This window comes from Spongiimicrobium salis (genome assembly GCF_043678055.1).
GTDB classification, from domain to species: domain Bacteria; phylum Bacteroidota; class Bacteroidia; order Flavobacteriales; family Flavobacteriaceae; genus Spongiimicrobium; species Spongiimicrobium salis.
In genome coordinates, this window is sequence record NZ_JBHEQA010000007.1 from 37,290 (window position 1) to 58,976 (window position 21,687).

Sequence of the window (21,687 nt, forward strand, 5' to 3'; positions counted from 1 at the left end):
ATTCATTTTCTTAGAAACCTGCGTAGCTTTTTATAGGAAGTCCTCTACAATTAACGATATTTCGTAAATTTAATTACGATATTTCGTTTATTTATGAAATATCGTTAATAATTATTTTAAGTTAATTGCATTTAATTAATTGATAATCAATATTTTATGATTTTTGGCATAACTGCTGCCTTCTACTAGGCAACAAAAATGTTAAACTTTAAATTTTAAAAAAATGATTTCAACACAAAATGTAAAAAACGGAGTAAATGTAGATCAATTGGTAGAAACGATTGGTGCAGTTCAACAAAATCCAGCATTGGCAAAATTCGAATTCAGATCCAAGAATAATTGGATTACAGGAGGACATTGCGTATCGAGCATCAAAAGCTTTTATGGCGTAGGTCAAGAAGACACTTCACGCAAAGAAACCTTTACCATGGAATGCGACCACCCCAATGTATTATTGGGAAATGACCAAGCGGCCACACCACCGGAAGTAGTACTCCACGCTTTGGGATCTTGCTTAACTGGAGCCATGACCTATCATGCGGCAGCTAATGGAATAGCAATTGAAAGTGCCGAATCTACTTTGGAAGGCGACGTGGATTTACACGGTTTCCTTGGATTGGATGCTGAAGTACGAAAAGGATTTAATGGGATTACGTTTAAGTTAAAAGTAAAGTCCGATGCCTCTGTGGAAGAATTGGAAAATCTAGCAAAGTTTTCCCCTGTATTCGACATGCTTACGAATCCTACCCCGGTTTCTATCGAAATTGTAAAATAACTGTAGTTTTAGAAAGGTGCCTTATTGTTCTGGCTACTGCGATACATCGTTATACAAAAATCGATGTGGTTGCGGAATCAGGGAATAAGGCACTTTAATTTCATAAAGATACGTACACCTTCCAGACCAAATATACCTGCCTTCACAGCACAATTAAACAAATATAGCGCTACGAATGAATACCAAAGAATCTTTTTTAATGAATGGGAATCAGGCCACGGCACATATTGCTTATCGCGTAAATGAAGTTTGTGCCATATATCCCATAACGCCTTCCTCTGAGATGTCTGAATTGGTAGAAGCTTGGAGCAGTAAGGAACAAACCAATATTTTTGGGGATATTCCCAACGTTTTTGAAATGCAAAGCGAAGCAGGGGTGGCCGGTGCCATGCATGGAGCCCTGCAAACCGGCGCGCTCAGTACTACTTTTACGGCCTCACAAGGGCTTTTATTGATGCAGCCCAATATGTATAAAATAGCGGGAGAACTTACGCCCAATGTAATTCATGTCGCCACTCGATCTATTGCCACACACGCCTTATCTGTCTTTGGGGATCATAGTGATATTATGGCTGTACGAAATACAGGATATGCCTTTTTAGGAGCTGCTTCGGTCCAGGAAGCCATGGATTTTGCACTGATAGCACAAGCGGCAACACTGGCAAGCAGAATTCCCTTTGTTCATTTCATGGATGGTTTTAGAACATCTCATGAGATGACCAATATTGAACTGGTTTCAGATGATATCATACGAAAGATGCTTCCTTTGGAAAAACTTGAAGCACATAACACAAGGAAATTAAACCCTAATGCTCCTCTGATTCGAGGCACGGCTCAAGGTCCGGATGTATTTTTCCAGAGCCGGGAAGCTATAAATTCGTATTACGAGGCTTGTCCCCATATTGTGCAACAACAAATGGATAAGTTTGCCCAATGCACAGGTCGCCATTACCATCTTTTTGATTATGTGGGTCACCCCGAAGCAACGGAAGTTATCGTAATTATGGCGTCTGCAGGGGAAACGGTGGCGACAACCGTACAACACCTCAATGCCTATGGAGCTAAAGTTGGTGTGTTAATTGTACGCCTTTTTCGTCCTTTTAGCGTGGAGTACTTTCTTGAGGCCTTGCCCCAAAGTTGTAAGAATATTGCGGTCTTGGACAGAACCAAGGAACCTGGAGCAACAGGGGAACCTTTATACTTGGATGTTGTTCAAGCATTATCTATAGATGCTTCCTCTTTTAGGAAAGCTCCAAAAGTTGCTGGTGGACGCTATGGATTGGGCTCCAAGGAATTTACCCCAGCCATGGTGGAAGCTATTTTTAGACGCATGAAACAAAATTCCCTGAAGACCAATTTTACTGTGGGGATTTGCGATGATGTTAGTGGGTTGAGCTTAGCCTATAAGCAGGATTTTTGTATCCAAACTGCTTCAACACAAGTATTGTTTTATGAAACAAAATCTGAACATACCACGACAAGTTTTCAGCAGTTATTAGATTGCCTTGGGCATAAGGTCTCTCATAATTTACAGGGTTTTATGGAAGTTGACTACAAAAAATCCAATGCAAGAAGTGTTTCGCACCTACGCATTTCCAAAACACCTATCAAAGCCCCCTTTGGCATCTCCAATGCAGATAGTGTCATATGTGATAGCTTGGAATTCTTGGAAAATGATGTGGTATTGTCCCAATTGAAAATTGGAGGAAACCTATTGGTGAAAACTTCCTTATCCCCGGAAGAGTTTCATTTTGCCTTGTCATCAGAAAGTATACAACACTTAAAGCGTAAGCAAATAAGACTTTATATGGTGAATGCATCGATACTTCCGGAACATTATGCCATTGACACTGATATGGTATCTGGATTACACAGCTGCTTTTTTGCCCTTCATGATGAGGTGGTCCAGGAAGAGGTCGCTACGATGCTAAAGGGTTATCTTACGAAAATTGAAACGGGAAGCTTAATCCCAAAAGAGGAAAACAAAGCGCTTAAGAATGTGGCATTTGATAAAACGCTCTTAGGGCAATTGTTACGTCAAAAAACTCATGAGATTCCAGTCAGTGCAATGCCTGTAGATGGGACCTATCCAACAAATACTTCTGGTCATAACAAAAGAAAGGCCCCGATGGCATTGCCCATTTGGAATCCGGATGCCTGTGTGCAATGTGGCGCATGCAGTATGGCCTGCCCACAGGCCAGTCTGCGGATAAAAGCGTATGATGATGATTATCTGGACAATGCGCCGGAAACTTTTAAATGGTCTCCTGTGAAAGCACCCGAATGGCAGTCGGATCTTTTGCAATATACCTTGCAAATACACCCTGATCAATGTACCTCCTGTAACCATTGTATCGATGCTTGTGATCATGAGGCATTAAAGATGTCGCCCAGTGATGGGATTTTAACAGATGAAAGAACAAACTGGGCTTATTTTGAAGAACTTCCAGAACTGGATCGAGCAAAAATAAATCCTTTGAAACTACATCAACAACAATTGCAAGAGCCTTTATTTAAATATGCCATGGGAGTAGATGGCTGTGGGGAAGCTCCTTACTTAAAACTGCTATCCCAACTGTTCGGCGATCGTCTGTTGATCGCTAATGCAACCGGGGCCAGTTCTATTTTTGGAGGAGCCTTGCCTACAACACCTTGGTCTAAAAACGCTGTGGGTAGAGGACCAGCTTGGTCCAATTCCTTGTTTGAGGATAATGCCGAGTTTGGTCTAGGTTTTCGCTTGTCCCTTGATCAACAGCTATTGAAGGCAAAACGACTTTTAAAACAATTGCTGCATGCACTGGATTTTAATTTGGTTTACGATATTCTTTTAAACGACCAAAGCACAGAAATAGAAATCATGGCGCAACGGAAGAGCGTACACAAGCTAAAAGAGATCCTGAAAAAGTTGAATATACCCAAGGCTACAGCCCTGTTGCAAGTAGCGGATAGCCTGGTAAAACAGAGTGTTTGGATCGTAGGGGGAGATGGTTGGGCCTACGATATTGGTTATGGAGGCCTGGACCATGTCATTGCTTCGGGTAAAAATGTAAATATATTGGTATTGGATAATGAAGTGTATTCCAACACCGGAGGGCAAATGTCCAAAGCAACACCTTTTGGAGCTTCGGCTAAATTTGCCACTGAGGGGAAACAAAAACAAAAGAAAGATCTGGGGCGCCTATTGATGTGTTACGATGATGTCTATGTGGCTTCTGTAGCTATGGGGGCTGATAAAGAACAAACCCTGAAGACATTCTCAGAGGCAGAAAGTTTTAATGGTCCATCTATTATTATTGCCTACTGTCATAGTCCTTCCCATGGTATTGATATGCAGAGACCACGTCAATATCATCGCGCTGCAGTTGATTCTGGACAATGGCTGTTGTATCGGAATGATCCAAGGCGACGGGAAAAAGGACTGCCTAGTCTGCAATTGGATGCTAAAGCTCCAAGTATACCCATAAAAACATATTTGCGTATGGAAACAAGGTTCAATACTTTATTTAAGAAAAACCCAAAAGATGCTGAAGAAATGCTATTGGAATTGCAAGAGAAAATTGAGCAACGTTATCAAAGTTATGCTGCAATGACATTGCCGAATATGCATCCCTATGTGGAAAAATACAATTAAAAAATTCGGTATGGTACTATTTTAAATTTTGCCGATGCTGTTTCAGCAATGCAATATAGCGCGGGTCATCTTTAAGAAATTCAAAGAAATCCAGTGTTTCATCCAAAGTGACCCTTTTGGATAGTGGGTTTCTTTTTGGATCTAAATAAAAAAGAACACTGTCGGCCTCTTTTAAACCGGCATATGCTACTGCCAATTGTTGACTTTTATTTTCTTCCGGGACCGTTTTTAGTATGGTGTCAATAATCTGCCGAACTTTGATGGTATCGCCCATAGTTCCATAACAATAGGCCAAAAAGCGATTGAAAACCGGTTGTTGACCTACAATCTTTTCCAGATGGGGGATTGCGCTTTGATAATCTTTCTTGTCGGTATACAAACGGAAAAAAGACCTATTGATGACAAAGGTGTTATTGACGGTATTGTTCTTTTCAATATTTTTCATGAGCTTTTCTGCCTCATCATATTTTTTGTTTGAGGTAAGGGCGGTAAAGTAACTATTGCCCGTAGCAAAGGATAAGGGGTCTAACCGGTAGGCAATTTCTGCTTGCTCCAATTGTTTTTCAAAATCGCGCTTATAATAATAGAAGGTGGAAAACTGATGCCGGGCCGTAAGATCATTGGGAGAAAGCTGTATGGCCTTTTCAAAAGCCGCTTTGGCCTCTTTTTGCTTTCCTTGAATATTATAGATAAGCCCGCGAACGGAATAAATACGGGAGACTTTATCTGTAATGGCTTCGGCTTTGTTCAAATAGGTGTTGGCCAGTTCTGCAGCTTCTTCGGGATTCCTGCCGGAATAATAGGTTTCCAAGTAAATGGAGTTGGCAATTTCAGCATAGGCTTCGGCATAATCAGGGTCTAATACAATGGCCTCTTTATACAATTCAATGCTCTTTGCTATACTAGCTTTGTTTCGCTTGTCCGCTTCTTTTTTTCCTCTTAAAAATAACTTGTAGGCTTCAATATTCTCGGTAGGGATAAGGGCAAGTCCCTGTTGTTCTTCAAAGGAGAGATTAACTTGCAAGGCAGCTACAATTTCTTTGGACACCTCTGTTTGTATGCTAAAGATATCGGTCAAGGTCTTATCGTAATTTTCGGCCCATAAATGTCCATCTTCGTCAGCACGGATCAATTGGGCCGTGACCCGCACTTTATCTCCGTATTTCCGAATACTCCCTTCCAAGATATAGGAAACACCTAATTCTTTGGCAATTTGGGGAATGGTCTTTTTCGTATCCTTATACTGCATCACCGAAGTTCTAGAGATGACGTGTAGATCCTTAATTTTTGCCAAATACGTAAGGATATCCTCCGTCATGCCATCCCTAAATATTTCGGCATCGGCATCGGTGCTCAGGTTGTCAAAAGGCAGTACGGCAATGGACAAATCCTGTAGCGGAACATTCTTTTTCGAAAAATAAGAGGCATAGAGCATGGCCCCAATGCCTAGTAATACTATCCCAAGAAGAATGGGCAAAAGTGTTTTTTTTCTAGAGGATGTCTGGCCTGTCTGGTCTGGCAATTGCTTGAGCTTCCCTTTTATTTTTGCAGGGTCGGGAATGGCAATGCCCTCATTGGCAATGGCAAACAAGGGCATGGCCGTTTCCACATTTTTAAACTCATAGGCATCCAGAAATTTGGATTGTATATCGCTGTGACTCCTGATTTGATCATGAACTTTATCTGAAATTAAAATACTTCCGGCTATGGCACAAGATTCTATTCTGGAGGCAATGTTAACCGCGTCGCCAATGATGTCTTCCTTGGAGTATACAATGTCTCCCACATGGAGTCCAATGCGCACAGGGATATTTTTGGCAATAAATGCACGTTGCATTTCTATACAGGAATAGACCGCTTCTACGGTGCTTTGATAGATACTAAGTGTGCCATCTCCAAAATATTGAATGATCTTACCGTCAAAGTTTTTGGTAGCAGCTTCAAAAATCTCCCGATGCATATCCCGTAATTTTCTCGCTTGATCTTCATCCTTTTGCATCAAGGAAGTATACCCTTCTATGTCGGTAAATAGGATAGCGGCAAGTTGTCTTTTTTGAGACATGAGATAGCGGTTTAAACGGGCATTTTGGGTAAGTTAAAACAAATCAAGACGCTAGGGGCAATGCTAAACATCCCTTAAATGTAATGCATAAAGTCTAAAATACCTATTTCGTCTATAGATATTGCCAAGCTGGTAGTAGGGGGTTCTGTGTTTAGGGTAAAACAATCTTTAGATACCCATCTTTTCCATTTCCCCAATCATCCACTGCGGGCCATAGGGTGCTGTAGTGATACTTCTGTTGTAAGATAGGCGATTCTAAGTCTAACAACCGTTCGCCTTGTTTGTAATTAAAGGCAAAGGTTTTGGGCGTATCGGCATGTTGTTTTAGAATCCAGGCCAAAGTTTCAAAATGCGGATGATGGTGACGTTTTCCATTGCTGGAAAACAGATAATGATCGGCCTGTATCATACGTAGTAACTCAGGACTATTATTGGCCCAAGCCCCGTGATGTGCCACTTTGAGCACGTCGACTTTTAAGGGGAGTTGATCTTCGGGGAACATTTTTTTTAACTGCGCCATAATTTTCGTAGGATGCGCATCTGCCAAGAAAAGCATTTTTTTTTCATGATAGGTAAGTAAGAATATTATGGAAGAGGCATTGGTAGGGGAATGGTCCTCTTTTTCCCAGGCCAAAGCATGGTGCTCTACCCAATTTTCAGAAAAAGATACCATGGATTCTTGATCATGTATGGCCTGTTCCAATGCTGCTTGTCGCATTTCTTCCATCATTTTTTCAAAGGCATCATCAAAGAAAGCATCTTCATTGATAGGACCGGAAAAGAGTTTGGAAAGATAAACGCGCCACTTGTTTCCCAAATCATCCAAATCCGTTGAGGTGGGACCCAGCAAACTGATTTGAAGGTCGTTGGATATGGAAAGAGAAATAGGGAGATCAGATTTTACGGCTTTTCCTTGAAAGGTACTATTCCATGCGTAGCCGTTTTTTAGGATCTGGTATCCCAAAGTAGTACCTTGATTATAACTGACAAGCTGTTCTTCGTCCTCCGTTTCAGCGCTTTCACTCCCTGAAGGAATCGAAAAATGGGGAGCTTCTCCCTGGAAAGAACCTTGCGCTTTATCGTCAAAAGAAATGTGACGGTAACTGTTGAACCAAATCTCTTCAATGGGGATAATTGTTGGCGCATCTGAAGCCCCATTTTCTTTGATAAAAGCGATGGCCCCGGAAATATGGTCGGCATCGATATGGGTGACAATAAATTTAGTAAGCTGCCTTCCGGATTGTCTCAATTCCTCCAGTCTTGGTTTTAAATGATTTCTAAATGTAGAACTGTATCCGGCATCGATAAGAAAAAGTTGTGTCCCGCAATCAACAAGGATGGCATCGCCATTGCCAGCCGGAAACATTTCTATGGTTATGGAGTGCGACATAGGTGCTTTTTTAGAAATATAAGGATTATTTCAACGACATAAGAAAGTTTTAGATTGTATTATCTGTTATAAATACTTTTTCTGCTATAGAATTTTTCGTACCTTTTTTCTGCCAAACGAACTAAAATGGCAGATACGTTAATCAAACTTTTCCGTTCAAGGACTGTGCTTGTTAGGGCAAAAGGGGCAGTGGGAACAGGAAGTTTAATTGCTCCTGGGAAAGTCCTGACTTGTGCGCATGTGGTTCGATCCGCTGCTCAAGACCTAGATCAAATCGAAGTTTTAATGCCGAACCCTACGGAACCGGGTCATTTTGTATGGACGGAAACGGCGGTTGGGCTGCAGATGTCCAAAATTTATGAAGAATCCCGCGTCCATGAAACCCATGGAGAAGGGCAAACGACCAGGACATTACAAAAAGAATATCCGGATGTAGCCTTGATCCAGATTGGAAAAACGAATCACCGCATTGTTTCCTTTGCTGCAGTGGAAAAAGAAAATGACCTACGGGACAAACAATTTCTGGCTTTCGGATTCCAAAAAAAAGACAGGGATCTGCAACGAAATGTACCTCAAGCGGTCAGTTTAAATTACAGTGGGGAAGAAGGAGAGTCGGAATTGGTTCGCAAGCTCATATTTACCAATGGATTAATTCGGCCAGGAATGAGTGGAGCTGCCTTGATCGAACGGGAATCTGGTGAAATTGTTGGCATTGTTCAAATGACCTTAAGCGCCAATGACGACTTAGGCGCTTATGTGATTCCAACCGCTATTATCTGGCAGGTATTTCGGAAATGGGAGGAAGAAGGAGAAAACACCCTGTTTTCCGAACTTCAATCCAAAGCAGTAAGGCGTCAGTTGCGGAAAGAGTATTCTGCTGAATATCCGAGATACCCAATGTATAAAAAGTATGGGCTTCGCCTTGCTTTATTGCCTTTGTTGCTGTTCTTTGGTATCTGGTGGGTTTTCTTCCACTTGGGACAGATTCAAGATTCGGGCATATTGGCGATCATTCTTGTGGCCCTCGGGCTTTCGGGAAAAATTGTAGGGGATTGGTTGGGAGAAGATGTACATACGGAAACGGGTAAGCTGAGGACGGTTATTGGAGAGAAGCTCTTTAGTTGGACTTTTATTGGGGTTTTTTCGCTGATCGTTTTTTTGGGATGGAGCTGTACCTCGTCCTTATGGATTTATGGAAATTCCGATTTCGATGAGACCGAAATAGTACTGATAAAAGATAAGGACACCACGGCCTATAGTCTGGAATCTTTGGAAAAGAAACGTTTATTGTTCTTCAAACCCTTTTTGGGAGATTCCCTAGAGATTATGCTAAAACCAGATGGGCGAGAAAAAATACCGGTGCACCTTAAGGCATATCATAAAAGGGAATTGTATTACCCTAGGGATTTTTTGCTGGAACCTGTGGTGTTGATACGTTTTGATCATCGGTACAGATTGGGGATGCGGAATTTTACAATTCAGCTTACCCTGGAAAGGGAAAATAAAGCACCTGAGGAGTATATTATAGACGACTTGGAAGGGATAGGTGGCATTACTGTAGGGAGCCGAACATTAGGGATAACGGAAGAACGAAAATCCCTCTGGAGACGCCCTTTTGAAAGAACTGCACTGTCCGATGACAATATCAATATTTTGGTGACCCATTGGAGTGCGCAACGTGTATTGCAACATATTGATTTGGAACGCAATGATTACATCAAAGTAGCGGTCAAAAGCAAATTGAATGATAGTATATTGAATGAACAACGGTATTCCATACGGAAGGATAAGGATACCATGGACAAATTATTAAAATTTCGATAAAAAAATAGGGCATCATGAAAGCATTTAAATATATAATACTGGGGATGATTTTCTTGAGTATCACTTTAGAAAGTCATGCCCAAAAAACGGGGGTGCAGGTTAATTTTAGTATTGATTCCAATGTGCCTTTTTTATTCTCTTTTGGAGCATCGGAAGTAGATGACCTCAAAGCAAAGATGCATACTTCAATGATCAATACCTTCAATCAACATATTGGCTTTTTGGATTTTAATGAGGCAGATTCTGACTATGAACTGCAAGTTGTTCTTAAAAATGAGGTGGATGAAAGTGGTTTTTTGGAAGAATATAAGGTTTTGTTTGCCATTAATGGTACGGAACTAAAACACGAATGGCTCTTTTTGAATATTAACGAAACTGTAGTAGCTACGGCAAGTGCTGAAACACTATGGGATACCTTTCAAGCCAAATGGAAAAGTTATGTGAAGGAATCCTATAATCAGGACTTTGTTGCCAATCTGTTCAAGGAAGTCGCCGTAACCACTCCTGATAAAGTACACTATCATGAAACTACGAATTTGAAGGAAGTTATTTTACCCTTTGATCCAAAGCGACTCAATATAGATCCCGATCAAAGTAAGTTCAGGGCCCTGGCCAATTGTACCATTGATGGGATCAATTCTAAATGTCCTATAGAAAATGCAAGTTATGGAGGTATTGTCAATGGTGAGATGGAAGTGCCTTCCAGTTTTAATTCCTGTATTCGGATTCGGCTGGATGGCCCAAACCTAAACGCGCTTTCCGATGGCAAAATTTTTATTACCAGCTACCGATTTCGGTCATATCCGAACGAAGAAATAGGGACCCCCGACAGTTTTGTTGAATCAATAACAGAGTAAGATGAAAAAGACAATTGTTTGTTTGATAGCGTTGCTGTGGTTGGGCCTTGGAACCATACTGGGGCAGGAAGCGGTAGGGGAGAAGACCGATGCAAGAAGCATGAGTAAAGAACTCATAGCAGAAGTAAACAACAGGGTAAAGCTTTTTTTGGAACAGGAAAAAGTGGAGGAAGCATCCCTTTACATTGATCAGAAACAAGGAAAGTGCAATACCTTGTCGGATAGTATTTTTTGTACGGCAGGCTTGCGTTTTTCCCAGGGATATCTGTTCCAACAAGCGGCAAAGAAGGCCAAGGGAGCTAATGACTATAAAAAGAGAGCTGGGATTGCGTATGAAGAAATAGTAAAGGTGTATCCTAAAAATGAGGTAGTATGGTCCAATCTTATACAACTATACACTCAAAAGGTTTCGGTGGCAGAGGCTGAAAGCAATCTTAAGGGGTTAATAAAACGTCTCCCAAATAAAGAACCCTGGGCCTTAGTGGCCTTGGGTAATGTATACCGTGCCAATAAGGATTTAAAAAAAGCATGTACAGCATATAGGGCCGCCTACGGAAAAAACCCTGCTTTAAAAGTGGCCTATGAAGCCATGGTCCTACTATACACGGATGACAATTATAGTTGTGGACTTAAGGGAAGTAATACCATTAGAGCATTGGCCGAAGCCTGTAACGATCTCAATTTGTCCAACAGAGCTGAAGAACTTCTACGAAAAGAATTCATAAGCTACGTTCAGAAAAAGAAATTTGAAAAGGCAGAAGAGAGTTTGCTGCTATGGACAGATGGCCTGCTTCGTAACGAATGGGCCAATAGTAGGGAGGTGACCCAATTGCGAAGAAAAGTAGCAACGTACCTCCAGGAAGATGAAGGAAGGGGAAAGGAAATTGTACAAGCCCTCTTGGAACTGGAAAGAATGTTTAAAAGTGAGTCGCTCGAGGGGTTTTCAAGTACACCCTATTGGTCTCAGAACGTTCCGGTAGTACGCATACCGAACAAAGAAAAATACGTTTTCCCGGAAAGCTTGTTCATAAGGGCATTGTTGGTTAAAGGGAAAAAAGCAACTGTAAAAGAACGCCATAAGGAGGCGGAAGCTTTTTGGCAAAAAGCATGGGGCATGGCTTCCAGAGATGATTTGGAAAGTTATTTGGAAGTTGCCTTGAATCTCGCCCAGTTGTACAATAAGCATCCAGAATTGGATACGGGAACTACAAAATTTGATGCCCTGATTCTAGAGCTTTTTGAAGGGAAGAATCTGGCTTATCGCGAACGTGATTTGCCTATTATTAGAAAATACCATATTGTTTTAGGGAGTATCTTTTATACCAGAAAACAATGGGAAGAAAAGGCAACGCACCCCAATAGTTATGCCAATGCCCGTTTTCAGTTGGAAAGGGCGGTATCCAATAGATTTGGACCTATAATCAATCCAAAATTGCGCCAGATGTTGGGCGATGTTTATGTGGAACTCAATCAAAAAGATCGGGCATTTGAAGTCTATACCGCCTCGGTAGAAGATTATTTGGCTATCGATCGCATACAAGATGCCGATAAACTACACCAAAAACTTCCCGTAAGTGCAGCGAACAAAAACAAACATGTACTCATGGGAAAAATTATTACCCTGCGCAGCAATGCCAAGGACGAAAAAATGATGGGAAACTTATCTTCTTCCCCTTCGGTCAATAGTTATCTTAAGGAGATAGTAGCAATAGAAAAAGAGGCAAGCGGTGTCTTTTCCACAGCCTTTGTAAACCTTCAAATGTTCAAGACTTTGGCCGATTCTGGAAATAATATAGGAGCCAAAAACAATACAAACCAGCAAATACTACATTCAGAGGCCTTATCCAGGATACAAAATACGGATAAACTGGCTTCGCCCAATGATTATAGGCGCATTAAAACCATAAGTACTTCATTGGAAAAAAGTGTTGAAAATCGGGAGAAATTAGATAAGACCCGGGTGTATAATAGAACGGATTTACAGCATGTGAACAGCAGGTGGAAAACCAAAACCAAGACAAAGACCTATACCTTAGGGAATTTGAACAAAGAAATTCTAATTCCGCAACAGCTGTTTGAATTGAATAGGGTAATCAAAGAAGATTATAAGAAAAGCATTGACAAGAAAGGTATTCCCAATATACAATTGAAGGACAGAAAGTTTCAACAGGTCATTAAACAATAATGCTATTAAAATTTTGATACCTTTTCTGTGCTATGATTAGGTCATGGATTATAAATTATAATATATTTTTCTTACTTTAGAAATTGTAATACCTCATAATTTTTAGAATTTAACCTTTTCTCCCCCCTTTATTGCATGGCTTAAAAATACCGGCTAATCGGTATTTTATAAGATATGGATATCAAAGATATTTACTAAAAACAAAGGATCATGACAAAAGTTGAGCCTACATTCCATTTGGGAATTACTATGGCCGGGGCAGTTTCTGCAGGATGCTATACGGCAGGATTTATGGATTATTTATTGGAGACCTTGAACAAATGGGAAGAGGCCAAATCCAAAAATAGACAATTGGCAGCGGAAGGGAAGGAGATGGACAAGCGCATTCCCATGCACAATGTTGCCATAGATGTATTGGGAGGAGCCTCGGCAGGAGGTATGGTGAGTATGATCACCACATTGGCTTTTTATCAAAAGGACATCAAACCTGTGTTAAAGCCATCCTATACCAAAACGGGAAATATTTTATACGATAGTTGGGTGCTTTTGGAAGATGATTTGGGCAGTGATTCGGAGCAGCGAAACACTAGTGGGAAGACTACTTTTGAAAAAATGTTGGATACGGATGATCTGGAAGAAAACCCTGCTACCGCCTCCTTGTTGAATTCAAAACCCATAGATCATATTGCCGAACGCGTATTTAATCAGCTTCCTAAAAATGCCTCTTCCAAGGATTTTCCAAATTTTGTATCCCAAGATTTAAGGGTCATTTTAACGGTGACAAGCCTGAAACCAATCTCCTATATTGTCAATTTTAGCCGCTTAAAGTCGGCCTTTATGGATACGCATCCGGGACATCGTATCGATAATCATGAAGTGATAGCCCATTTTAAGGTAGATTACGATCCCATTAAAGACAAAGATCTTTATTTGCCATTTCGGCCTCAAGACGATGTAACTCGGGATTTTTTGATCAAAACAACCAAGGCCACCGGGGCATTTCCCATTGGTTTGGCGCCTCGCCATTTTAATATGGAATTCACAGGGGGGTATATCTCAAATTCCTTAAAAAGAAAAATTGCCTTTAGCCAAAATATGGATATAGATTTGGAAATGGAATCCTCTCACTTCAAGTTTACGGGAGTCGATGGAGGAACCATAAACAACGAACCTTTTGATGAGGTTCTACGTTGTTTGATGGCGTCCGGAAAAAGTCCGGATCCCCAACATCCCGATTTTGGTACCATTATGATCGATCCTTTCCCCAACTTTAAGGGGACCCAGAAAGAGGAGTCTGTTGATTTTCAAAAAGGAATGTTCGATGTCCTTGGAAAATTAGTGCCTACAATTTTAAATCAGGCACGAAATAAAAGAAACGACACTTTTGGGAGGGATTTCTTTAAACTTTTGGTATTCCCTATTAAATGGGAAGGAAAAGGAGAACTCAAAGATCATCCACCATTGGCAACCGGTGGATTGGGTGGATTTGGAGGTTTCTTGGATATCGATTTTCGTATTCATGATTACTTTTTGGGAAGAAATAATGCACGTAATTTTTTAAGGGCATTTTTATTCTTGGAACACGATAAGTCCAATCCGTCCCCTTTGTTTGCAGCTTTGGATAAAGAAGCCATAGAAATTTTTTCCCGGGAAGTTGAGGAGCCCGAAAGTGGAAAGGAAAAAATGTACATGCCCATCATACCAGATATGTCCCTCTTAGATATCAATACCAGCACCAATCCGTATTTCTACGATGTGGATACTTTTCCCAAACTGGATCGAAAGTGGGTAGAAGGCTTGCGCAAGCCGTTGAAAAACAGAATTAAAAAGATACTCAAGAAAGAGGCGCAAGCTTTTAAAAAATGGTATATCAAACCCTTATTGTGGTTGGGGGGCGGTATGCTTGCCAATAAAATAGCCAAAAAAGCCATTGCGGTGATCATTCAAGAGTTCCAAGAACGAAAAATGTAAGGGTCCCTTCAAATAAGAATAGCTAAGATTTAAACGAAAACATATGTGGTATAATGATTTACGTCCTACCGGACATTTGATTCCCAACAAATTTTCTCTTTTGTTTATCGATCCCAAAACGGGAGAACAAAAAATGGAGGAAGCACAAAAAAAACGTACAATTGACGGATTGATCCGACTGAAGAAAGGGATCCTGGATAAAATACCCAGGAAAAAAGTAGACGATAATATTTTGCTGGCTTCCTGGAATATTAAGGAGTTTGGTCATCTGGACAAACGCCTACCGGAATCCTATTATTATATTGCAGAGATCATCAATGCCTTTGATATTGTGGCCATTCAGGAAATTAAAAGCTCTTTAAAAGATCTTGAAATCGTAATGCGTATTCTTGGAAGTGACTGGTCTTATGTGATTACGGATATCACAGAAGGGACAGATGGCAATAAGGAGCGTTTTGGGTATATCTATGACACCCGCAGGGTAAAACATTCCGGTTTGTCCGGAGAGGTAGTCATTCCCCCGGAAGTTTATGAAGACTCTGTTATTGATCAGTTAAAACGGACTCCATCGATCATAGGTTTTCAATCGGGTTGGAAGAAATTTACGATTCTCAATCTGCATTTGCATCCTGGCGAAGGAGGTGCGACTGATGATGAATTAAGTGATCACGATATCCGAAAAGCGGAGATAGCACTTTTGATGAAAGTGTTGGCCGACAAGAAGAAAAAGGGGAAATTATGGAATGAGAACTTGATTATTCTAGGCGATACCAATCTGTACAAAGAGGATGAGGATATTGTAGACCTTATAAGAAATGAAGGCTTTAAGGAAAGTGACGGCCTTATAGGCAAGATGACCAATACCAGTTTAAACCAGATCTATGATCGTATTTTTTTGGGAGTAGACAATTTCTTTAAGCTGATGAAAGATGAGGAAGGAAAGGAGAAAGCCGATGTTTTTAAACTTTTTGATTATGTGTTGTCGGAAGACATGATCCCAGATTATCACACTATTATGAAAGCCCAAAAAGGCAATCCGGATACGCTTCAAACGGATGCGGATTATAAAGCGTACTTTAATCGTTTTTGGAAACGCAACCAAATTTCGGACCACCTTCCGGTATGGATTGAAATAGATACGGATTCTTCCCCTGAATTTTTAAGGTATATCGGAACGCAGTTTTAAAACGTATCAAGTATTAAAGAAGTCCATCCGATAAGCGGGAAAGTGCTGCGATATCCATAATTTTAATGCGCTTTCCTTCGGTTTGGATCCATCCTTCTTTTTTAAAAGTGGTCAAGGTTCTAATACAGGCTTCCTTAGCCGTTCCCACAACATTGGCGATGTCTTCGCGGGTTAGGGTAATGCCTATGAAACCTTCGGTATCCGTGTCAAAATTTTTATCTAGATATAAAATAACTTCGGCCAAGCGTTGTTTGACACTTTTTTGCGCCATGTTTACAATAACATCATCCGCTTGCTTCAAATCCTGGGCCATTCGCTTTAAGATCTCTTTGGTGAATGTATTGTTGGTATCCAGATTATCCATAAGGTGGTTTTTTGGAATATAGCAAACTTCCATATCGTTAAGGGCCACGGCACTGAGATTGGCGGCCTCTTCCGTAATGACGCTGCGTTGTCCCAACACCTCTCCTTTTGCGGCAATTTTTACAATTTGATCTTTGCCATTGTCACTCATCTTGGAGAGTTTGGAAACTCCATTGCGGACGCAGAAAACACCTCGAAGTTTTTCGCCCTCCTCAAAAATAGCTTCTCCCTTCTTAATGGTTTTGGTGATTTTGCTATCCGAAATGCGTTTTAATTCCTCCTTCTTTAATGCTTTCAAGGCATTTAATTCCCTAATAATACAATTTTCGCACCTGCTTTCTTGAGCTTCCATACCTAATCTCTGGTATAGCAAGTAACTAAAGTTTTGGGTCTAAAGCAAGGGAAAACGAGTGAATATTGGGAGAAGTTTTGAAGAAATTTCGGAGAGGTGACAAATATCATCTTTTAAGAAGTATGGGAGTTGGACCTTTGGGCATAGGTATAATGAGCAAAATAGATCAATATGGAGGTATGTTTCCATTGCGGGGATGACTGTGACGGTACGGTCATTGTAGATCAAGACAAGAGTTTCTGTTGTCATGGCTGTAAAACGGTATATGACATTCTTCACGATAATGCCCTGTCTTACTACTATGATCTGGAACATCATCCGGGTACCAGTCCCTCACGTTTTGAAGGGAAGTTCGATTTTTTGGAAAATCAGGAAATCGCCGATCAATTATTGGAGTTCAATGCACAGGGAACACAAATCGTAAACCTTCTTGTTCCGTCTATTCATTGTAGTTCCTGTATATGGGTTCTTGAAAACTTGGGGAAACTGCACCCTGCCATAAGAATGGCCCAGGTCAATTTTCCGGAAAAAAAGGTGCGTATCAGTTTTTCTTCTCAAGAGATGGGATTGCACCAACTTGTTTTATTGCTCTGCAGTATAGGATATGAACCCTATATTTCTTTAAAAGATGCGGAAACTACAACGGCATCCAAAGATAGAAGTTTGATCTACAAATTGGGGGTGGCGGGCTTTGCTTTTGGAAATGTAATGTTTCTGTCCTTTCCCGAATATTTTGAAATCAATGAATTTTGGTTAGAACGTTTCAAACCCCTATTTAGAGGATTAATGTTGGCCTTTTCCATACCCGTACTGTGCTATTCTGCCCAAGATTATTTAATGGCCGCCTACAAGGGAGTGCGTTCTGGAATTTTAAATATAGATGTGCCCATTGCCATTGGAATACTGGTACTTTTTTTACGATCTACCTTGGAGGTTACCATGGGATGGGGAAGCGGGTTTTTTGATAGTATGACGGGCTTGGTATTCTTTCTTTTATTGGGAAAGTTTTTTCAACAAAAAACCTATGCTTTTTTATCCTTTGAACGCGATTATAAATCTTATTTTCCTTTGGCTGTAACCCGCCTTTCGGCAAAGAAGACCGCTAAGGAATCTGGATCTCGGTTAGAAGAGCAAACCCCAGTGAATGATCTGGTGCAAGGAGATCGTATTCTTGTGCGAAATGGGGAACTCATACCGGTAGATGCTATTTTGATCAAAGGGAAAGCGGTCATCGATTACAGTTTTGTAACGGGAGAGGCCCAACCCTTGAAAAAACAATCGGGAGATAAAATTTATGCCGGTGGAAGGCAACAGGCCGGATTAATAGAACTGGAAGTGCTTGAAGCCGTAACGCAAAGTTACCTTACCCAGCTTTGGTCCAATCCTGTTTTTGATAAAACCCAACCCAGTTCTTTTCAGAATATCACCGATCAAATCAGTAAACGCTTTACGTTAAGTATACTGTCCATAGCCATCTTGGCCGCTGCTTTTTGGATTTTTTATGAACCTTCGCTCGCTTTGAACGTGTTCACTGCCGTATTGATCGTAGCTTGTCCCTGTGCCATAGCGTTGGCAGCGCCTTTTGCCCTGGGAAACCTCCTGCGAATTTTTGGCCGCCATGGGTTGTATTTAAAAAATAGTGAGGTCATAGAGCGGATGGCACATATAGATACCATTGTTTTTGATAAAACAGGAACATTGACTACGACACAAAAAAATACCATTGCCTATGAAGGAATCCTCCTGACCAAAACCGAAGAAAGTTTATTGACGGCCACCTTACGCGCATCCAATCACCCTATGAGCAGAGCTTTGTATGAACTTTTGAAACATCATGGCATCCAAACGCTTGACGATTTTGAGGAAGAAGTAGGAAGAGGAATTGTCGGAACCAGGGAGGGACACCAGATCAGGGCGGGAGCTTATCCCTTTGTGGTGGAACAACAGGGGGAAAGCCTTCATGTAACACCCGAAGACCATTTGGCAAGAACGGCCATACACATAAGCAGTGATGATTGTTATAAAGGTTGTTATGTATTCTATAATACGTATCGGGAGGGGGTGTCCCAAATTTTTGGAGCTTTGGATAAGAAGTACAAGTTGGTGATACTCTCTGGGGATAATGCTGGGGAAAAACGCTATTTGTCCCAAATATTGCCTAAAAGTACCGTCTTCCTGTTCAATGAAAAACCCGAAGGCAAACTGCAGTACATTAAAAAACTTCAGGAAGAAGGTAAGAAAGTAATGATGGTGGGCGACGGATTGAACGATGCGGGGGCCTTGGCCCAAAGTGATGTGGGAATTGCAATTTCCGATGATGTCAATGTGTTCTCTCCCGCCTGTGATGGTATTCTGGAAGCTTCACATTTTAATGCGATCACAAAATTCATGGCATTGTCCCAAGGAGGTTTGGGCATAATTAAGTATGCTTTTGTTTTTTCTCTTTGTTATAACCTCATCGGCCTGGGCTTCGCCATTAGTGGTCATTTGGCTCCGGTTGTGGCCGCAATTTTAATGCCGTTGAGTTCTATAAGTATTGTAGTATTTACAACAATTTGCACCCATTTCTTGGGGCGCAGGCTTTCTCCGGGAAATGGGAAAGAATAATTTTTATAAAGCTGATAAAAGTCATCTTTTCCGAAAGGAATCGAACGTAGTTTTACAGCATAATTCAGGTAGGTATGAGTATTATTTATTTGCTTCTCACCCTTAGTGTGATTGTTGCACTGGTCTTTTTTGTGGCCTTTATTTTATCGGTCAGGCAAGGGCAGTACGATGATACGTATACCCCTTCGATACGCATGCTTTTTGAAGATGAAATCATAGCTGAAAAGCGTACTGAACAAACAAAAGAATCAAACCATTTGAATGATCAACTGAAGTAATTATGGAAGTACAACAGTTTTATTACGATAACAAAATCGTTAGGAAGTTTATCGCTGCGACCATGTTTTGGGGTGTTATTGGAATGAGTGTAGGGGTATTGCTAGCCTTTATGTTCTTATTTCCCAATCTCACTGATGGCATTTCGTGGCTTAGTTTTGGGCGTTTGCGGCCATTGCATACCAATGCGGTAATTTTTGCCTTTGTCGGGAATGCCATTTTTGCAGGAGTCTATTATTCCACACAGCGCCTTTTAAAAGCGCGGATGTGGAAAGATTGGCTGAGTAATTTTAATTTTTGGGGATGGCAGGCCATAATAGTAGGTGCAGCCATTACACTGCCTTTGGGGTATACTACCTCAAAGGAATATGCAGAATTGGAATGGCCTTTTGATATTGCCATTGCCTTAGTGTGGGTAGCTTTCGGAGCCAATCTTATTGGGACCATTCTCAAGCGAAGGCAGCGTCACCTATATGTGGCCATCTGGTTTTACTTGGGCACTTTTGTTACCGTTGCGGTACTCCATATTGTGAACAGTATTGAAATACCGGTGGGAATGCTAAAAAGCTATTCGGTCTATGCGGGTGTTCAGGACGCCTTGGTACAGTGGTGGTATGGACATAATGCGGTGGCCTTTTTTCTGACCACTCCTTTTTTAGGATTGATGTATTATTTTGTTCCTAAAGCAGCAAATAGGCCTGTGTATTCCTATCGCCTATCCATTGTTCATTTCTGGTCCCTCATTTTTATCTATATCTGGGCGGGACCACATCATTTACTGTATTCTTCCCTCCCGGATTGGGCCCAGAACTTAGGGGTGGCCTTTTCCATTATGCTTATTGCTCCCTCTTGGGGAGGTATGATCAATGGATTATTGACGTTGAGAGGTGCTTGGGATAAGGTGAGAACAGATCCGGTATTGAAGTTCATGGTAGTGGCGATTACTGGATATGGTATGGCCACTTTTGAAGGACCTATGCTTTCATTGAAAAACGTCAATGCCATAGCTCATTTTAGTGACTGGGTTATCGCACATGTTCATGTGGGGGCATTGGCCTGGAATGGTTTTCTGACCTTCGGGATGGTGTATTGGTTAATACCAAAATTATTTAAAACTACCCTCTACTCCAAAGCCTTGGCCAATGTGCATTTTTGGATAGGTACCTTGGGAATTATCCTATACGCCCTACCCATGTATGTCGCTGGTTTTGTACAAGCTTCGATGTGGAAGCAATTTAATCCGGATGGTACTCTTACCTATGGAAATTTCCTGGAAACAGTAAGTGAAATTATCCCTATGTATTGGATGAGGGCCATAGGAGGAAGTATGTTTGTGGTAGGAGCTTTGATCGGGATATACAATCTTGTAATGACGGCCAGACGCGGAAGTTCGGTAACCGATGAGTTGGCCGAAGCCGCAGCTTTGCAAAAAGTAACGAAAAAGAGAACAGGAAAAGAAGGCTATCATACCTGGTTGGAAAGAAGACCGGTAAAACTGACCATCTTTGCCACTATAGCTATTCTTATTGGGGGAATGGTGCAAATTATCCCTTCCCTGATCGTTGACGATTATGTTCCCGTGATCAGTAGCGTAAAACCATATACGCCCCTGGAATTGGAAGGAAGGGACATTTATATTCGAGAGAGTTGTGTCTCCTGTCACTCGCAAATGGTACGGCCTTTCCGGAGCGAAGTAGAGCGCTATGGAGAATATGCCAAAGCCGGGGAGTTTGTATATGATCACCCATTCCTTTGGGGAAGTAAACGTACTGGTCCAGATTTACTTCGAGTAGGAGGAAAATATAGCGATAACTGGCATTTGAATCATTTTTATGACCCCCAAAGTACCTCTTCCGGGTCGATCATGCCCTCGTACAAATGGTTGATCGGAAATAAACTCGATACTGGGAAAACCGAAGCAAAAATGAAAGCAATGGTCCGTTTGGGAGTGCCTTATAAGGAGGCGGATATTGCCAGGGCCCAAGAATGGATGCTAGAGCAAGGAGCGCAGATCGAAAAAAACTTGTATGCCGATCCCGATTTTGTAAAGACCTACGAGGCAGACAAGGCCTATGCGGCTGAAAATGGGTCTCCTTTCGTTGAAATGCGCCAACGGGAAGTGGTAGCCCTCATTGCCTATATGCAGCGTCTAGGAACGGATATTAAAGTAAAAAACACCACACAAACTACTGATATAAACCCATAGGT

The 21,687-nt window shown here is 41.3% G+C and carries 13 protein-coding genes; 10 read left to right on the forward strand and 3 right to left on the reverse strand.

Annotated features, from left to right (window positions below; genetic code table 11):
- Window positions 1–223 precede the first annotated feature (223 nt).
- Together ACEXOE_RS21375 and ACEXOE_RS21380 are read left to right on the forward strand one after the other, a co-directional pair.
- The gene (locus tag ACEXOE_RS21375) at window positions 224–775 is read left to right on the forward strand and encodes an OsmC family protein (protein WP_394750907.1); all 552 of its coding nucleotides are present in this window, start codon (window positions 224–226) and stop codon (window positions 773–775) included.
- Window positions 776–950: 175 nt separating this feature from the next.
- The gene (locus ACEXOE_RS21380; protein WP_394750908.1) at window positions 951–4,406 is read left to right on the forward strand and encodes a thiamine pyrophosphate-dependent enzyme; all 3,456 of its coding nucleotides are present in this window, start codon (window positions 951–953) and stop codon (window positions 4,404–4,406) included.
- A 16-nt stretch (window positions 4,407–4,422) separates the two neighbouring features.
- On the opposite strand, the gene ACEXOE_RS21385 is transcribed toward ACEXOE_RS21380, so the two are convergent.
- Both ACEXOE_RS21385 and ACEXOE_RS21390 read right to left on the reverse strand, forming a co-directional pair.
- Window positions 4,423–6,468, reverse strand: coding sequence for an adenylate/guanylate cyclase domain-containing protein (locus ACEXOE_RS21385; RefSeq protein ID WP_394750909.1), 2,046 nt, complete (start codon window positions 6,466–6,468; stop codon window positions 4,423–4,425).
- Between the two features lie 151 nt (window positions 6,469–6,619).
- Entirely contained in the window at window positions 6,620–7,858 is a 1,239-nt protein-coding gene (locus ACEXOE_RS21390) for a ComEC/Rec2 family competence protein (RefSeq protein WP_394750910.1), read from the reverse strand.
- Window positions 7,859–7,984: 126 nt separating this feature from the next.
- Between ACEXOE_RS21390 and ACEXOE_RS21395 the strand changes: the two genes are divergently transcribed.
- From ACEXOE_RS21395 to ACEXOE_RS21415, 5 genes are all read left to right on the forward strand, one after another.
- Entirely contained in the window at window positions 7,985–9,682 is a 1,698-nt protein-coding gene (locus ACEXOE_RS21395; RefSeq protein ID WP_394750911.1) for a S1 family peptidase, read from the forward strand.
- A 14-nt stretch (window positions 9,683–9,696) separates the two neighbouring features.
- A complete protein-coding gene (locus ACEXOE_RS21400; protein ID WP_394750912.1) occupies window positions 9,697–10,539 on the forward strand; it encodes a hypothetical protein in 843 nt (280 codons plus the stop codon).
- Between the two features lies 1 nt (window position 10,540).
- Complete coding sequence (locus ACEXOE_RS21405; protein ID WP_394750913.1) at window positions 10,541–12,724, forward strand: tetratricopeptide repeat protein; 2,184 nt, start codon at window positions 10,541–10,543, stop codon at window positions 12,722–12,724.
- Between the two features lie 210 nt (window positions 12,725–12,934).
- The gene (locus tag ACEXOE_RS21410) at window positions 12,935–14,695 is read left to right on the forward strand and encodes a hypothetical protein (protein WP_394750914.1); all 1,761 of its coding nucleotides are present in this window, start codon (window positions 12,935–12,937) and stop codon (window positions 14,693–14,695) included.
- 43 nt (window positions 14,696–14,738) lie between these two features.
- The gene (locus ACEXOE_RS21415; protein ID WP_394750915.1) at window positions 14,739–15,881 is read left to right on the forward strand and encodes an endonuclease/exonuclease/phosphatase family protein; all 1,143 of its coding nucleotides are present in this window, start codon (window positions 14,739–14,741) and stop codon (window positions 15,879–15,881) included.
- Window positions 15,882–15,894: 13 nt separating this feature from the next.
- Here the strand turns inward: ACEXOE_RS21415 and ACEXOE_RS21420 are convergent, their stop codons facing one another.
- Window positions 15,895–16,596 (reverse strand): Crp/Fnr family transcriptional regulator, encoded by a 702-nt coding sequence (locus tag ACEXOE_RS21420; RefSeq protein ID WP_394751096.1) that lies wholly within the window; start codon window positions 16,594–16,596, stop codon window positions 15,895–15,897.
- Between the two features lie 171 nt (window positions 16,597–16,767).
- On the opposite strand from ACEXOE_RS21420, the gene ACEXOE_RS21425 reads away from it, so the two are divergent.
- The 3 genes from ACEXOE_RS21425 (at window position 16,768) to ccoN (ending at window position 21,685) form a co-directional block, all read left to right on the forward strand.
- Complete coding sequence (locus ACEXOE_RS21425; RefSeq protein WP_394750916.1) at window positions 16,768–19,203, forward strand: heavy metal translocating P-type ATPase; 2,436 nt, start codon at window positions 16,768–16,770, stop codon at window positions 19,201–19,203.
- A gap of 74 nt (window positions 19,204–19,277) precedes the next feature.
- Window positions 19,278–19,481 (forward strand): cbb3-type cytochrome oxidase assembly protein CcoS, encoded by a 204-nt coding sequence (gene ccoS, locus ACEXOE_RS21430; protein ID WP_394750917.1) that lies wholly within the window; start codon window positions 19,278–19,280, stop codon window positions 19,479–19,481.
- 2 nt (window positions 19,482–19,483) lie between these two features.
- Window positions 19,484–21,685 (forward strand): cytochrome-c oxidase, cbb3-type subunit I, encoded by a 2,202-nt coding sequence (ccoN, locus tag ACEXOE_RS21435; RefSeq protein WP_394750918.1) that lies wholly within the window; start codon window positions 19,484–19,486, stop codon window positions 21,683–21,685.
- Window positions 21,686–21,687 lie beyond the last annotated feature (2 nt).